Here is a 14,603-nt window from a genome sequence, read left to right on the forward strand (position 1 = left end):
CAGGGCTGTGGAACGAACGGTGCCCCCGTGCTCGTACGAAGCACGGGGGCACCGTCATGTGCGGGGGGGGGGCTCAGCCGGTGTTGCGCAGGCCGGCCGCCACGCCGTTGACGGTGAGCAGCAGGGCCCGTGCGAGCAGCGGGTCGGGCTCGGCGCCCGCGGCCGCGGCGTCGCGCTGGCGCTTGAGGAGGGTGACCTGGAGGTAGGAGATGGGGTCCAGGTAGGCGTCGCGGATGGTGAAGGTCTGCTTGAGGACCGGCGCCGCGTCGAGGAGTTCCTTTTCGCCGGTGACCTTGAGGACCTCGGCGACGGTGAGTTCGTGTTCGGCGCGGATGGTGTCGAAGACGTGCTTGAGCTCGTCCGGCACGAGGGTGTCGACGTAGTGCGCGGCGATCCGCAGGTCGGTCTTGGCGAGCGTCATCTCGACGTTGGAGATGAAGTTGCGGAAGAAGTGCCACTGCTCGTGCATCTCGTCGAGCACGGTGTCCCCTTCTTGCCGCAGGCCTGCTTCGCGCAGCGCCTTCAGGCCGGAGCCGACGCCGAACCAGCCGGGCACGATCTGCCGTGACTGGGTCCAGCCGAAGACCCACGGGATGGCGCGCAGTCCGTCGAGCCCGGCGCCGGAGTCGGGGCGGCGCGAGGGCCGGGAGCCGAGGTGCAGGTCGGCGAGCTGGTCGACGGGGGTGGCGGCGAAGAAGTACGCGGGCAGGTCGGGGTCCTCGACGAGCCTGCGGTAGGCGGCCTCGGCGGCGTTGCTGACCACGTCCATGGCGGCGTCCCAGCGGGCCAGTGCTTCGACGGACTGGCGCGGGGCGGTGTGCAGGGCGGAGGCCTGGAGGGTGGCCGCGACGGTCAGCTCCAGGTTCTCGCGGGCCAGCGAGGGCACGAGGTACTTGTCGGAGATGACCTCGCCCTGCTCGGTGACCTTGATCTCGCCTTCCAGGGTGCCCCAGGGCTGGGCGAGGATCGCGTCGTGCGAGGGGCCGCCGCCGCGGCCGACGGTGCCGCCGCGGCCGTGGAAGAGGCGCAGCCGGACGCCGTAGCGGTGGGCGACGTCGCGCAGGCGGCGCTGGGCGCGGTGGATCTCCCACTGGCTGGTGGTGATGCCGCCGAACTTGGAGGAGTCGGAGTAGCCGAGCATGACCTCCTGGACGTCCCCGCGCAGGGCCACGAGCCTGCGGTAGGACGGGTCGGAGAGCATGTCCTCCAGGATGGTGTCGGCGGCCTTGAGCTCGTCGGTGGTCTCCAGGAGCGGGACGATGCCGATCTTGGCCCAGCCGGCGTGCAGGTCGATGAGGCCGGCCTCGCGGGCGAGGACGGCGGCCGCGAACACGTCGTCGGCGCCCTGGCACATGGAGATGATGTACGACTCGATGACCTCGGGTCCGAAGACGGCGAGGGCCCGCTTGACGGTCTGGAACACGCCGAGGGTCTTCTCGCCGGCCGCGTCCACGGGCGCCGGGGTGGGCGCGAGGGGGCGGCGCGAGCGGAGCTCCTTGGCGAGCAGCTTGGAGCGGTAGTCGCGGGGCATGTCGGCGTAGCGCCAGGACTCCTCGCCGAGGCGGTCGAAGAGCTGGCCGAGGGCGTGGTGGTGGGCGTCGGCGTGTTCGCGGACGTCCATGGTGGCGAGCTGGAGGCCGAACGCGGACAGGGTGCGGATGGTGCGGTCCATGCGGCCGTCGGCGAACAGTGCGCCCCGGTGCTCGCGCAGCGACGTCTGGATCAGCGTGAGGTCCTGCAGCAGCTCGCTGGTGCCGAGGTAGTCGCGTCCGGCTTCGTGCGGGATGCCCTTGGCGAGGCGCTGCTTGGTGTTCTCCAGCTTCTGCCGGATGCAGGTGGCCTTGAGCCGGTAGGGCTCCTCGGCGTTGAGGCGCTTGTAGCGGGGGCTGATCTCGGGGAGGGCTTCGAGGTCGGCCTGGAGGGAGTCCAGGAGCTCCTCGGTGGCGCCGGTGTAGCGGATGGAGTTCGACAGGAAGCCGCGCAGCTCGTCGATCATCTCCAGGGCGTCGTTGATGCCGTGCTCGTGCTGGAGGATGAGGACGTCCCAGGTCACCTGGGGGGTGACGTTGGGGTTGCCGTCGCGGTCGCCGCCGATCCAGGTGCCGAAGGTGAGCGGGCGGGTGTCGTCGGGGAGCTTGTGGCCGACGCGCTCCAGTTCGGCGGTGAGGTCCTCCAGGACGTCGCCGACGGCGCCGGCGTGCAGTTCGTCGAGGTAGTAGATGGCGTTGCGCGCTTCGTCGGCCGGTTCGGGGCGTACGACGCGGAGCTCGTCCGTCTGCCATACGAGGTCGATGTTCTCGGCCAGTCGGGTGTCGTGCCGGCGTCGGTCGCCTTCGAGGACCGGGGTCTCCAGGAGCGCGGCGATGCGCCGGAGCTTGTTGAGGACGGAGCGGCGGGCGGCCTCGGTGGGGTGCGCCGTGAAGACGGGGCGGACGTTGAGGTGCTTGATCGTCTGGCGCAGGTGTTCGGGGTCGGCGTCCTTGAGGCGGTCGGCCGTACGGGCGAGGAGGCCGCCCTCGGCGGCGCGCCGGGCGCGCAGCTCGCGGCCGCGGTGGACCTGCTCGGTGACGTTGGCCAGGTGGAAGTAGGTGGAGAAGGCGCGGACCAGCTTGGCCGCGGTGTCCAGCTCCGTGCCGCGCAGCAGCTCGGCTGCGGCCTCGCCGTCCTCTCGGGTGAGGCGGCGGACCTTCTCGACGAGCTCCAGCAGCTCGGGACCCTCCTGGCGGACGAGGGTCTCGCCGAGCAGGTCACCCAGTCGGCGGATGTCGGCTCGCAGCTCGCTGCTGGTCGTCGTGGTCTGGTCGTCGGCACTGCTCACAGGTGCGGCTCCTTGCAGTGTTGAAGCTCGTCCGGGAGGGAACCCGGGGCCGGGGGCCGCGCGGCGGGGGCCGCATACGGCTCCTGGCATCCGGGAAGAATTCAGAGCGGACCGCGCTGTCCGACCGACTCCAAGGATAGGTGTCCATGTGGACGCGCAGTCTTTCGGGCTCTTGCCGCCGGTCGGCGCACTGCCATACTTACGACGCCGTAGGTTACGGAACCGTAGGGACCGTTGTAACGGAACCTGGGAACACATCCCGCGACCCCGGCACCTGCCACAACCCTCGAAACCCCACAGGGGACGCCCATGACCACGAGCTCCGATGTGATCGAAGACGCCCCGAAGGCGAACGACGACACCCCTACGCCCTCCGCCACACTCGGCGGCGAGAAGAAGGGGTCGCTTGAGCAGTTCGCGCTCCTCCTCTTCATCGTCGTCCCGTTCCTGGCGCTCGCCGCCGCGGTGCCGCTGGCCTGGGGTTGGGGCGTGAGCTGGCTCGACCTCGGTCTGCTGGTCTTCTTCTACTTCCTCGCCTGCCATGGCGTCACGATCGGTTACCACCGCTACTTCACCCACGGCTCCTTCAAGGCGAAGCGCCCGCTGCGCATCGCGCTCGCCATCGCGGGCTCGATGGCGGTCGAGGGTCCGCTGGTCCGCTGGGTCGCCGACCACCGCAAGCACCACAAGTTCTCCGACGCGGAGGGCGACCCGCACTCCCCGTGGCGTTACGGGGAGACCGTCCCGGCGCTGATGAAGGGGCTGTGGTGGGCGCACATCGGCTGGATGTTCGACGAGGAGCGGACGCCGCAGGACAAGTACGCGCCGGATCTGATCAAGGACAACGCGATCCGCGCGATCTCCCGTCAGTTCATCTCCTGGACGGTGCTGTCGCTGGCCCTGCCCGCCCTGATCGGCGGTCTGGTGACGATGTCCTGGTGGGGCGCGTTCACGGGCTTCTTCTGGGGCTCGCTGGTCCGGGTGGCCCTGCTGCACCACGTCACCTGGTCGATCAACTCGATCTGTCACGCGGTGGGCAAGCGCCCGTTCAGGTCGCGTGACCGCTCGGGCAACGTGTGGTGGCTGGCGGTCCTGTCGTGCGGCGAGTCCTGGCACAACCTGCACCACGCCGACCCGACCTCCGCGCGGCACGGTGTGGAGCGCGGGCAGATCGACTCCTCGGCGCGCATCATCCGCTGGTTCGAGATGCTCGGCTGGGCCTATGACGTGCGCTGGCCGTCACGCTCGCGTATCGATTCACGCCGGAACAGCGAGGAAGGCGGCTCCCGGCGCCGGAAGGAGCCTGTGAAGGCGGCATGATTGACGCCGTGGCGACCGACTCCAGCAGTACTCCCGGCAACGACAAGCAGCGGCGGACGCGCCGTACCCGGATGACCGGTGCGGAGCGCCGCCAGCAGTTGCTGGAGATCGGTCGCACCCTCTTCGCCGCGAAGGGCTTCGAGGGCACGTCGGTGGAGGAGATCGCGGCGAAGGCCGGGGTGTCCAAGCCGGTGGTGTACGAGCACTTCGGCGGCAAGGAGGGGCTGTACGCGGTCGTGGTGGACCGCGAGATGCGCCGTCTGCTGGACATGGTGACCAGCTCGCTGACGGCCGGCCACCCCCGGGAACTGTGCGAGCAGGCGGCCTTCGCCCTCCTGGACTACATCGAGGAGTACACGGACGGCTTCCGCATCCTGGTCCGTGACTCGCCCATCCCGCAGTCCACGGGTTCCTTCGCGTCTCTCATCTCGGACATCGCCACCCAGGTGGAGGACATCCTGGGCCGCGAGTTCAAGAGCCGCGGCTTCGACCCCAAGCTGGCCCCGCTGTACGCGCAGGCCCTGGTCGGGATGGTCGCCCTGACCGGCCAGTGGTGGCTGGACGTCCGCCGCCCGAAGAAGGCGGAGGTGGCGGCCCATCTGGTGAACCTGGCCTGGCACGGGCTGGACGGCCTGGAGCCGAAGCCGCGGCTGATAGGGCACCGCAAGAGCTGACGCACGCTCTGTATCGACGCGCTCTCGGCCCTGGCTCAGCCCCTGTCCGGCTCAGCCCTTGAAGGTGTCCTTCCCCTTCTCCTTCGTCTGGCGGGCGTTGCCCTTCCTCTTTTCGGCCTTGCCCTCGGCGGTCAGCCCCTCGTTGCCGACCGCGCGGCCCATCGTTTCCTTGGCCTTGCCCTTGAGCTGTTCCTTCTTCCCCCTGACCTTCTCTTCCTTCGCCACGTCTCTCACTCCTCGCAGGGCTTGACGTCGTGGTCCAACCAGCGGGTGACCCTGCGCCGTGGTGCTCAAACAGCGGTCACCGGTTCCAGGAACTCCAGCCGGTTGCCGACGGGGTCGTACGAGTAGAACCGCCTGTGCCCCGGCAGGTTCTCGTCCCACTCCACCTGGGCCCCGAGGGCCTGCAGCCGGGCGCCGTACCGCTCGATTCCGGTGACCCGCAGCCCTGGGTGGGCCTTCTTCGCGGGCCGGAAGGTCGCCTCCACGCCGAGGTGCAGTTGCACGCCACCCGCCTGGAACCAGCAGCCTCCGCGCGCGGCGAGCACAGGCGGCTTGGGGATCTCGGTCATCCCGAGGACACCCACGTAGTACGTCCGCAGCCGCTCCTCCGAGCCGGGCGGGGCCGCGAGCTGGACATGGTCGACGGCCGTGATCATCACGCCTCCTTGCGGGCCACGGCGAAGATCCGGCGGAACGGGAAGGGGGTGCCGTGTGCGCCGGGCGGATACGCCTGCCGCAGGGCCGCCCGGTAGTCGCGCAGGAAGGCTTCCCGCTGGTCGGGGGTGTCGGCGAGGGCCGTCAGGACAGGGCGCAGGCCCGTTCCCTTCACCCAGTCCAGGACGGGGTCCTCGCCGGTCAGCAGATGGATGTACGTCGTCTCCCACACGTCCGCCGTGCAGTCCAGGGCGGTCAGGCGCTCGAGGTAGGCCTGCGGGGTGAGCACGGCGTCCTCGTGGCGCAGGGTGTCGGTGAGGCCGTAGCGGTGCGCGAGGTCGCGCATCAGGCGGTGGCTCGGGGCGTCGAAGTTGCCGGGGACCTGGAAGGCGAACGTGCCGCCGGGCGCAAGGGCCCTCACCCAGTCCGCGAACCGGTCCACGTGCCCGGGGACCCATTGCAGCGTGGCATTGCTGATGATCAGGTCGTACGGCTCCCCGGGCGTCCACGTCCGTACGTCGGCGTGGGCGAAGTCGAGGCGGCCGCCGCCCGGGGTCGGTCCTTCGTGCTCGACGTGGGCCTTGTCGAGCATCTCGGCGGAGTTGTCGTAGCCGGTGATCCGGGCCGTGGGCCAGCGCTGTGCGAGCACGGCGGTGACGTTGCCGGGGCCGCAGCCCAGGTCGGCGATGCGGGGCCGCTCGCCGGGGAGGCCGGGGACCCGGGCGAGGAGGTCGGTGAAGGGGCGGGCGCGGTGGTCGGCGTGACGCAGGTACTGGGCCGGGTCCCAGGTGGGGGCGGCGGCAGCGGACATGGGCGGGCCTCCTGTCTGTCGATCTCCAGCCTGCCCTCGCAAGTATCTTGACGTCAAGAGACTTCACGTCGACACAACCACTACACTGATCTCTATGGAGGACGAGGTCGATCGGCTGGTCGCAGCGTGGCGCCGGGAGCGCCCGGACCTCGACGTGGAACCGCTCGAGGTGCTCAGCCGGGTGAGCAGACTGGCCCGGCACCTGGACCGCGCACGGCGGCTGGCCTTCTCCGAGCACAGCCTGGAGCCCTGGGAGTTCGACGTACTGACCGCGCTCAGGCGCGCGGGAACGCCGTACCAGCTCTCCCCGGGACAGCTGCTGACGCAGACCCTGGTCACCTCGGGCACGATGACGAACCGCATCGACCGCCTGGCCAAGAAGGGCCTGGTCGAGCGCCTCCCCGACCCCAGTGACCGGCGCGGTGTGCTCGTCCGCCTCACGGACGAGGGCCGCGACCGCGCGGACCAGGCGCTGGCCGGCCTGCTGGACCAGGAGCGCGCGATCCTCGCGGAGCTGTCGCGCGCCCAGCGGGGCGAACTGGCCGGTCTGCTACGACAGTTGACCGCCCCGTTCGACAACATCCCCGGCTAGGTCGACCGGCCCGCCCTCCGGCGCGCCGCGCGAGCGCCACCGCGGAGCAGGTGAATCGCCGCCCCGACCCCAGCGACCGGCGCACAGCGCTCCGCCTCACGGACAAGGGCCACAACCGCGCCGACCGGACCCCCAGCCACCCGCTACGCCAACTGACCGCCCCGTTCGACCACATCCCCGGCCAGGTCGACCGGCCCGACCCCGGCGCGCCGCGCGAGCGCCACCGCGGAGCAGGTGAATCGCCGCCCCGACCCCAGCGACCGGCGCACAGCGCTCCGCCTCACGAACAAGGGCCACAACCGCGCCGACCAGACCCCCAGCCACCCGCTACGCCAACTGACCGCCCCGTTCGACCACATCCCCGGCCAGGTCGACCGGCCCGACCCCGGCGCGCCGCGCGAGCGCCACCGCGGAGCAGGTGAATCGCCGCCCCGACCCCAGCGACCGGCGCACAGCGCTCCGCCTCACGAACAAGGGCCACAACCGCGCCGACCAGACCCCCAGCCACCCGCTACGCCAACTGACCGCCCCGTTCGACAACATCCCCGGCCAGGTCGACCGGCCCGACCCCGGCGCGCCGCGCGAGCGCCACCGCGGCCAGCGTCGAGTGGACGCCCAGTTTGCCGAGGACGTTCTGCATGTGCGTGCGGACGGTGTGCGGGGAGAGGTACAGGCGCTCGGCGACCGCCTTGCGCCCCAGTCCCGCCACCATGCACCGGAGCACTTCCCGCTCGCGCGGCGTCAGCGACTCCACCAGCCGTTCGCTCTCGGTGCGGTGCTTGCGCGCGGCCGTCAGCTCCCGCAGGACGCCCGTGAGCAGAGCCGGCAGCAGATGGGTCTCGTCGCGCAGGACACCGCGGATGACGGTGAGCAGCCGGGACAGCGAGCAGTCCTTGGCCACCCATCCCGAGGCCCCGGCCTGCAGGGCGAGCGCGGCCCGGCGCGGATCGTCCTTCTCGGCGAGGACGACGATCCGTACGGCCGGCTGGGCGGTGCGGACACCGGCGACGAGCGAGATGCCGTCGACCAGCCCGTCCTCGCCCACCTCCTGAACGGGCACGGCGGGCCGTATCCCCGCCACATTGCCGCCCAGGTCGGCGTCGACGAGCAGGACATCGAACCGGCGCCCCTCGGCGGCCGCGCGCTCCAGGCTGCGCAGCGCGGCCGGGCCGCTGCCGGCGGCCGAGACGTCGACGTCGGGCTCGGCGGCCAGGGCGGCGGCGAGCGACTCGGCGAAGATGCGATGGTCGTCGACGACCAGCACTCGGATGCGAACCACGAAACCCCCTTCCCCACGCTCTCGAAGAGCAGGGGATACCCCATCGTCATGAGGACGACACCGGGAGACGGACACGGTCGCGGGTACGACGCCCGAAGCATGATGGGCCGCACGGCCGCCGCCGTGCAGAAACTGCTACCCCCACTTCGGGCGTCGAACCCGACTTTGTCTCGCCCCCTGATCAGCACCGGCCCCCACCGGTGCCGTTCATCAGAGTACGGGCGGGGGGCAGGAGCGGAAGGTAATTTGCAGAACTGGTAGTCCGGCGCGTTTATGGTGAGCCGCATGTTTCGTCTGGAGACAGAAGTCGACAAATCGCGGCAGGATCTGCTCCGCCGCCGGCTGCGGGAGACCAACACCGCGGTCTCCCCGATCCTGCGCGCCCTGCGCGGAACCCCAGGTGAACGCGAACGTCCGCTCCAGGTCTGGGCGCTGGACGACTCCGGCGCCCTGGCCGGCGGGCTCGTCGGTCACACCTGGACCACCTGGCTCCATGTCACCTACCTCTGGGTCGACGAACGCCACCGCGGCACCGGTCTCGGTTCGCATCTGCTCGCACGCGCGGAGCGCACGGCCCGCACCGAACGGGGCTGCACCGCCGTACGCCTGGAGACGTGGGACTTCCAGGCGCCGGAGTTCTACAAGAAGCAGGGGTACGACGTGGTGTGCGTGATCCCGGACTATCCGCCGGGGATCACGGAGTACACCCTCACCAAGCGGCTGGGGTGAGCCACGAGATACGGCTACGGGGCCGAAGGGTCGCCCTCAGCCCCGTACCTCTGGGAACCCCTGGGGTCAGCTCACCCGCCGCGCCCCCGCCGCCGGCACCGCCTCGAACACCCGCGGGGCGGTGAACCCGGCCGAGGCGAAGGCCTCTTCGACGGCCTTGGTGATGGTCTCGACGTCGGCCACCTCCGCCAGCACGATCGCCGAGCCGCCGAAGCCGCCGCCCGTCATGCGGGAGCCCAGCGCGCCGTTCGCCAGGGCGGTGTCGACGACCAGATCCAGCTCCGGGCAGGAGATCCGGAAGTCGTCCCGCAGGGAGGCGTGGCCCTCGGTCAGGACCGGGCCGATCCCTCGCGTCTCGCCCGACTCCAGCAGGGAGACGACCCGCTCGACGCGCTGGTCCTCGGTGACGACATGGCGCACCAGGCGGCGCACCTCCTCGTCGTCGCCGAGCCGATCGAGCGCCGCGTCCAGGTCGTCGTAGGCGACATCCCTGAGCGCGTCCACGCCCAGCAGCGCCGCGCCCTTCTCGCAGCCCGCGCGCCGCTTGCCGTACTCGCCCTCGCTGTGGGAGTGCTTGACCTGGGTGTCGACGACCAGCAGGCGCAGCCCCAAGGCGGCCAGGTCGAAGGGGATCTGCTTCTGGGAGAGGTCCCGGGTGTCGAGGAACAGGGCGTGGCCCCTCTCGCAGCACGCGGACGCCGTCTGGTCCATGATCCCGACCGGGGCACCGACGTAGACGTTCTCGGCGCGCTGGCACAGGCGGGCCAGCTGCCAGCCCTTCTGGCCCAGGTCGTACAGGTCGTTGAGCGCGAGCGCCACGACGACCTCCAGTGCCGCCGACGACGACAGGCCCGCGCCCGACGGGACCGTCGAGGCCAGGTGGATGTCGGCGCCGGTCACGGCGTGGCCGGCCTCGCGCAGCGCCCAGATCACGCCCGACGGGTACGCCGTCCAGGCCTTGTCCGATTCGGGTGCCAGGTCGTCGACGCGCAGTTCCACGACGTCGCCCTCGACGTCCGCCGAGTGCAGGCGCAGGACACCGTCGTCGCGCCGCGAGACCGCCGCGACCGCGGTGTGCGGCAGCGCGAACGGCATGACGAAGCCGTCGTTGTAGTCGGTGTGCTCGCCGATCAGGTTGACCCGGCCCGGCGCGGCCCACACTCCCTCCGGCTCGGCCCCGTACAGCTCCTTGAACCGCTCGGCGACCGCGGCTGCCGTGTCGACGCTCATCCCCTGACCCTGACCTTCCCTGCTGAACCGGCCGAAGCGGCCGGTGAGTTGACCGGCCGAACAGCCTTGGAACTTACAGCCGTCCGTACCGGCCGTAGAACTTAACTGTCGCGGCGCTGCGCGAACTCCCACGCGTCCGCGACGATCCCCGCGAGGTCCGCGCGGGACGGGTTCCAGCCGAGCCGCTCGCGGGCGGTGTCGGCGGAGGCGACCAGGACCGCGGGGTCGCCGCCGCGGCGCGGGGCCACGACCTCGGGGATCGGGTGCCCGGTGACCTGGCGGACGGTCTCGACGACCTGGCGGACGGAGAAGCCGTTGCCGTTACCGAGGTTGCAGATGAGGTGCTCGCCCGGCTGGGCGGCCTTGAGCGCCAGCAGGTGGGCCTCGGCCAGGTCGGCGACGTGGATGTAGTCGCGCACGCAGGTGCCGTCGGGCGTCGGGTAGTCGTCGCCGTAGACGGAGATCGCGTCGCGCCTGCCCTGGGCGACCTGCAGGACCAGCGGGATGAGGTGCGACTCGGGGTCGTGGCGCTCGCCGCAGTCGCCGTAGGCGCCCGCGACGTTGAAGTAGCGCAGGCTGACCGCGCCCAGGCCGTGTGCGGCCGCCTCGCCGGTGATCATGTGGTCGACGGCGAGCTTCGAGGCGCCGTAGGGGTTGGTCGGCTGCGTCGGCGCCGACTCGACGATCGGCACCTCCTTCGGCTCGCCGTACGTGGCCGCCGTGGAGGAGAAGACGAGCTTGCGCACGCCCGCCTCGCGCATGGCGCCGAGCAGCGCCATGGTGCCGCCGACGTTGTTGTCCCAGTACTTCTCGGGCTTCACGACCGACTCGCCGACCTGCGAGAACGCAGCGAAGTGCAGCACCGCGTCGAAGGAGGAGTCCAGCCACTTGGCGGCGTCGCGGATGTCGCCCTCGATGAAGGAAGCCCCGGCCGGCACGCCCTCGCGGAAGCCGGTCGAGAGGTTGTCGAGGACGACGACCTCGTCACCCGCCTCCAGCAGATGCTGGGCGACCACGCTGCCCACGTAGCCGGCGCCGCCGGTGACCAGGTACTTCCCACTCATGAACTCGCTACCTCTCGCAGTCGCTCGGCCGCGGCCTCCGGCCGGATGTCGTTGATGAACACGCTCATGCCGGATTCGGAACCCGCGAGGAACTTCAGCTTGCCGGAAGTGCGGCGGATGGTGAAAAGCTCGAGGTGGAGGGCGAAGTCCTCACGGACGACCCCTTCGAACTCGTCCAGCGTGCCGAACGGCGCCTGGTGCCAGGCGGCGATGTACGGGGTGGCGGGCTCGCCGGCGGAACTCTCCCCCGCGTCCCGCCCACCGAAGATCCGGTCGAAGCGCCTCAAGAGTTCCAGATAAACCTGGGGGAACTCTGTGCGCGCGTCCTCGTCCAGCGCCAGCAGATCCGGCACGCGGCGCTTCGGGTACAGGTGGACCTCGTACGGCCAGTGCGCGGCGTACGGCACGAAGGCCACCCAGTGTTCACTCTCCAGGACGACCCGCTCGTCGGCGAGTTCACGCTCCAGGACGGCGTCGAAGAGGTTCTCCCCGCCGGTGGCGTCCTTGTGCGCGGCGAGGGAGCGCAGCATCAGGGCGGTGCGCGGGGTGGTGAAGGGGTAGGCGTAGATCTGCCCGTGCGGATGGCCGAGGGTGACACCGATCTCGGCGCCGCGGTTCTCGAAGCAGAACACCTGCTGCACGGAGGGCAGCGATGACAGTTCCGAGGTCCGGTCCGTCCACGCGTCGAGGACCAGACGCGCCTGCTCCTCGGTCAGGTCGGCGAAGGACGCGTTGTGGTCGGAGGTGAAGCAGACGACCTCGCAGCGCCCGGAGTCGCCGGCGAGCGAGGGGAAGCGGTTCTCGAACACGACGACGTCGTACGAGGAGTCCGGGATCTCGCTCAGCCGGTCGCCCTCCGAGGGGCACAGCGGGCACTCGTCGGCCGGCGGGTGGTACGTCCGCCCCTGCCGGTGCGAGGCGATGGCGACCGCGTCGCCGAGCAGCGCGTCGCGACGGACCTCGGACGCCGTGACGGTCCGGTCCAGGGGACGGCGGTCGACCGCGTCCCGCACCGTGTCGTCGCGCAGGTCGTAGTAGATGAGCTCACGACCGTCGGCCAGTCGGGTCGAGGTCTTCTTCACGGCGGACACCATCCGAGTCTCCATCAAACAGAACTAAACATAGAGAAACACAACTCACCACCTGCGTCAACATCACAATCAAACAAAGAGCATCACCAGACGCGTTCAATTACTGAACACAGGGGCGTAGGTTCCGCTCTGTATCGGTTCGCGAAACGAAGCGAGTACATATGCAAACCCCCACAATTTCCCCCACCCTCACCTCCAGCCCCACACCCAGCCCCACCCCCAGCCCCACCCCCGGCCCCCTCCACCTCGCCGCCGAGCTACGGCTCCCCACGAACTGGCTCGACTACACGATCCTCGGCATCTACTTCGTCGTCGTGCTGGGCATCGGCTTCGCCGCCCGCCGCTCGGTGAAGACCAGCCTCGACTTCTTCCTCTCGGGCCGCTCCCTGCCCGCCTGGGTCACGGGCCTCGCCTTCATCTCCGCCAACCTGGCCGCCACCGAGATCCTCGGCATGGCCGCCAACAGCGCGCAGTACGGTGCCTACACCGTCCACTGGTACTGGATCGGCGCCATCCCGGCCATGGTCTTCCTGGGCCTGGTGATGATGCCCTTCTACTACGGCAGCAAGGTCCGCTCGGTCCCCGAGTTCCTGCTCCTGCGCTTCGACAAGGGGGCGCACCTGCTCAGTTCGGTCCTGTTCGCCTTCGCCGCGATCCTGATCGCCGGGGTGAACCTCTACGCCCTGGCGATCGTGGTCGAGGCGCTGCTGGGCTGGCCGCAGTGGGTGGCCATCGTCGTGGCGGGCTTCTTCGTCCTCGCCTACATCACCCTCGGCGGCCTGTCGTCGGCGATCTACAACGAGGTCCTGCAGTTCTTCGTGATCCTGGCCGCGCTGATCCCGATCACCGTGCTGGCACTGAAGAAGGTGGGCGGCTGGGACGGCCTGGCCGACTCCCTGACCAAGACCCACGGCGACGACTTCGTCACCGCCTGGGGCGGCACGGGCATCGGCGACGCGAACCCGCTCGGCGCGAACTGGCTGACGATCGTGCTGGGCCTCGGCTTCGTGCTCTCCTTCGGCTACTGGACGACGAACTTCGCGGAGGTCCAGCGCGCGCTCTCCGCGAAGAACCTCTCAGCGGCCCAGCGCACCCCGCTGATCGCGGCCTTCCCGAAGATCTTCATCGTGTTCCTGGTGATGATCCCGGGCCTGGTGGCCGCGGTGCTGGTACCGAAGATCGGCACCTCCGGCTCGGACCTGCAGTACAACGACGCGATCCCGTACCTGATGGAACAGCTCCTGCCGAACGGCGTCCTGGGCATCGCGGTGACGGGCCTGCTGGCGGCCTTCATGGCGGGCATGGCGGCAAACGTGTCGTCCTTCAACACGGTGTTCACCACGGACATCTGGGCGAAGTACGTGGTGACGGACCGCGAGGACTCCTACTACGTCCGCTTCGGCCGCCTGATCACGGCGATCGGGGTGCTCGCGTCGATCGGCACGGCGTTCTTGGCCTCGTCGTTCTCGAACATCATGAGCTACCTGCAGACCCTGTTCTCCTTCTTCAACGTGCCGATGTTCGTGGTCTTCATCATCGGCATGTTCTGGAAGCGGGCGTCGATGAAGTCGGGCTTCTGGGGCCTGCTGGCCGGCACGACGGCGGCGATGATCAACTACTTCGTCCTCTACAAGCAGGACGTCATCTCCATCCCCTCCGACCAGGGCGCCAACTTCGTCTCCGCGATCGCGGGCTTCGTGGCCGGCGCGGTCGTGATGGTGGCCGTGTCGCTGTTCACGGCGCCCAAGCCCACGGAGGAACTGCAAGGGCTGGTCTACGGCACCCTCCCCCAGACTTCGTCCGGGGGCACCCCCACCCCCGGCACGGCCGAGCCGCCCGCCGAGGGCGACGACGCGTGGTACCGCAAGCCGGCGCTGCTGGGCTGGGGTGCGGTGGTACTGGCGGCCGCCTGCTACATCCCGTTCTCGTTCTGATCGAGGGAGGATCGACACACCATGACTGATCAGTCCGGGTACTCCGAGAAGGACGTCCAGCGGGAAGTCACCGAGCTGGAGGGCAAGTCCGCCACCGCCGCCCGCCTCTTCGACATCCGCCGTATCATCGGCGGCCTGTTCGTCCTCTACGGCGTCATCGTCACCCTCACCGGCCTCACCGATGACGACGCCGCGATCGACAAGGCCGAGGGCGTCAACATCAACCTCTGGACCGGCCTGGGCATGCTGCTGCTCGGCCTGTTCTTCCTGGCATGGCTGAAGCTGAGGCCCACGGCTCCACCGCCGCCGGACCTGGCACCCGAGGATCTGACACCGGGGGACGTGACACCGGGTGACGAGCCGAGGGAGTGACGCAGGACCTCGGCCCAGGCCCCGGGCCCCCG

General features: G+C 70.1%; 14 protein-coding genes. 6 read left to right on the forward strand and 8 right to left on the reverse strand.

Annotated elements, in window-relative coordinates; all coding sequences use genetic code 11:
* Positions 1-73: 73 nt before the first annotated feature.
* Entirely contained in the window at positions 74-2,818 is a 2,745-nt protein-coding gene (ppc, locus tag PBV52_RS18885; protein ID WP_274239633.1) for a phosphoenolpyruvate carboxylase, read from the reverse strand.
* A 309-nt stretch (positions 2,819-3,127) separates the two neighbouring features.
* On the opposite strand from ppc, the gene PBV52_RS18890 reads away from it, so the two are divergent.
* The gene (locus PBV52_RS18890) at positions 3,128-4,138 is read left to right on the forward strand and encodes a fatty acid desaturase (protein WP_274239634.1); all 1,011 of its coding nucleotides are present in this window, start codon (positions 3,128-3,130) and stop codon (positions 4,136-4,138) included.
* Positions 4,135-4,812 carry a TetR/AcrR family transcriptional regulator gene (locus tag PBV52_RS18895; protein ID WP_274239636.1) on the forward strand — a complete coding sequence of 226 codons (678 nt, stop codon included), beginning with the start codon at positions 4,135-4,137 and terminating at the stop codon, positions 4,810-4,812. Before PBV52_RS18890 ends, PBV52_RS18895 begins: the two co-directional genes overlap by 4 nt.
* Positions 4,813-4,863: 51 nt before the next feature.
* Here the strand turns inward: PBV52_RS18895 and PBV52_RS18900 are convergent, their stop codons facing one another.
* The 3 genes from PBV52_RS18900 to PBV52_RS18910 all read right to left on the reverse strand — a co-directional run bounded on the left by PBV52_RS18900 (position 4,864) and on the right by PBV52_RS18910 (position 6,280).
* On the reverse strand, positions 4,864-5,037 hold the full coding sequence (locus tag PBV52_RS18900; protein WP_274239638.1) for a CsbD family protein: 174 nt from the start codon (positions 5,035-5,037) through the stop codon (positions 4,864-4,866).
* A 65-nt stretch (positions 5,038-5,102) separates the two neighbouring features.
* The gene (locus PBV52_RS18905; RefSeq protein WP_274239640.1) at positions 5,103-5,471 is read right to left on the reverse strand and encodes a VOC family protein; all 369 of its coding nucleotides are present in this window, start codon (positions 5,469-5,471) and stop codon (positions 5,103-5,105) included.
* Positions 5,471-6,280: a trans-aconitate 2-methyltransferase gene (locus tag PBV52_RS18910; RefSeq protein ID WP_274239641.1), complete on the reverse strand. Its 810-nt coding sequence runs from the start codon at positions 6,278-6,280 to the stop codon at positions 5,471-5,473. Before PBV52_RS18910 ends, PBV52_RS18905 begins: the two co-directional genes overlap by 1 nt.
* A gap of 94 nt (positions 6,281-6,374) precedes the next feature.
* Here PBV52_RS18910 and tamR point away from each other — a divergent pair, with 94 nt between their 5' ends.
* Positions 6,375-6,872, forward strand: a complete 498-nt coding sequence (tamR, locus tag PBV52_RS18915; protein WP_059196100.1) for a MarR family transcriptional regulator TamR — start codon at positions 6,375-6,377, stop codon at positions 6,870-6,872.
* A gap of 511 nt (positions 6,873-7,383) precedes the next feature.
* On the opposite strand, the gene PBV52_RS18930 is transcribed toward tamR, so the two are convergent.
* On the reverse strand, positions 7,384-8,151 hold the full coding sequence (locus tag PBV52_RS18930) for a response regulator transcription factor (protein ID WP_274239645.1): 768 nt from the start codon (positions 8,149-8,151) through the stop codon (positions 7,384-7,386).
* Between the two features lie 273 nt (positions 8,152-8,424).
* Between PBV52_RS18930 and PBV52_RS18935 the strand changes: the two genes are divergently transcribed.
* On the forward strand, positions 8,425-8,880 hold the full coding sequence (locus PBV52_RS18935) for an N-acetyltransferase (protein WP_274239646.1): 456 nt from the start codon (positions 8,425-8,427) through the stop codon (positions 8,878-8,880).
* A gap of 66 nt (positions 8,881-8,946) precedes the next feature.
* Here PBV52_RS18935 and galK read toward each other — a convergent pair whose 3' ends face one another.
* From galK to galT, 3 genes are all read right to left on the reverse strand, one after another.
* Positions 8,947-10,110, reverse strand: coding sequence for a galactokinase (galK, locus tag PBV52_RS18940; RefSeq protein WP_274239647.1), 1,164 nt, complete (start codon positions 10,108-10,110; stop codon positions 8,947-8,949).
* A 101-nt stretch (positions 10,111-10,211) separates the two neighbouring features.
* Positions 10,212-11,174 carry a UDP-glucose 4-epimerase GalE gene (gene galE / locus PBV52_RS18945; protein WP_274239648.1) on the reverse strand — a complete coding sequence of 321 codons (963 nt, stop codon included), beginning with the start codon at positions 11,172-11,174 and terminating at the stop codon, positions 10,212-10,214.
* Entirely contained in the window at positions 11,171-12,256 is a 1,086-nt protein-coding gene (gene galT / locus PBV52_RS18950; RefSeq protein ID WP_274249450.1) for a galactose-1-phosphate uridylyltransferase, read from the reverse strand. Before galT ends, galE begins: the two co-directional genes overlap by 4 nt.
* 170 nt (positions 12,257-12,426) lie before the next feature.
* Between galT and PBV52_RS18955 the strand changes: the two genes are divergently transcribed.
* Both PBV52_RS18955 and PBV52_RS18960 read left to right on the forward strand, forming a co-directional pair.
* Positions 12,427-14,199 (forward strand): sodium:solute symporter family protein, encoded by a 1,773-nt coding sequence (locus PBV52_RS18955; protein ID WP_274239649.1) that lies wholly within the window; start codon positions 12,427-12,429, stop codon positions 14,197-14,199.
* 21 nt (positions 14,200-14,220) lie between these two features.
* The gene (locus tag PBV52_RS18960) at positions 14,221-14,571 is read left to right on the forward strand and encodes a hypothetical protein (protein WP_274239650.1); all 351 of its coding nucleotides are present in this window, start codon (positions 14,221-14,223) and stop codon (positions 14,569-14,571) included.
* The last annotated feature ends 32 nt before the right edge of the window (positions 14,572-14,603 follow it).

The organism is Streptomyces sp. T12, from assembly GCF_028736035.1.
Taxonomy (GTDB): domain Bacteria; phylum Actinomycetota; class Actinomycetes; order Streptomycetales; family Streptomycetaceae; genus Streptomyces.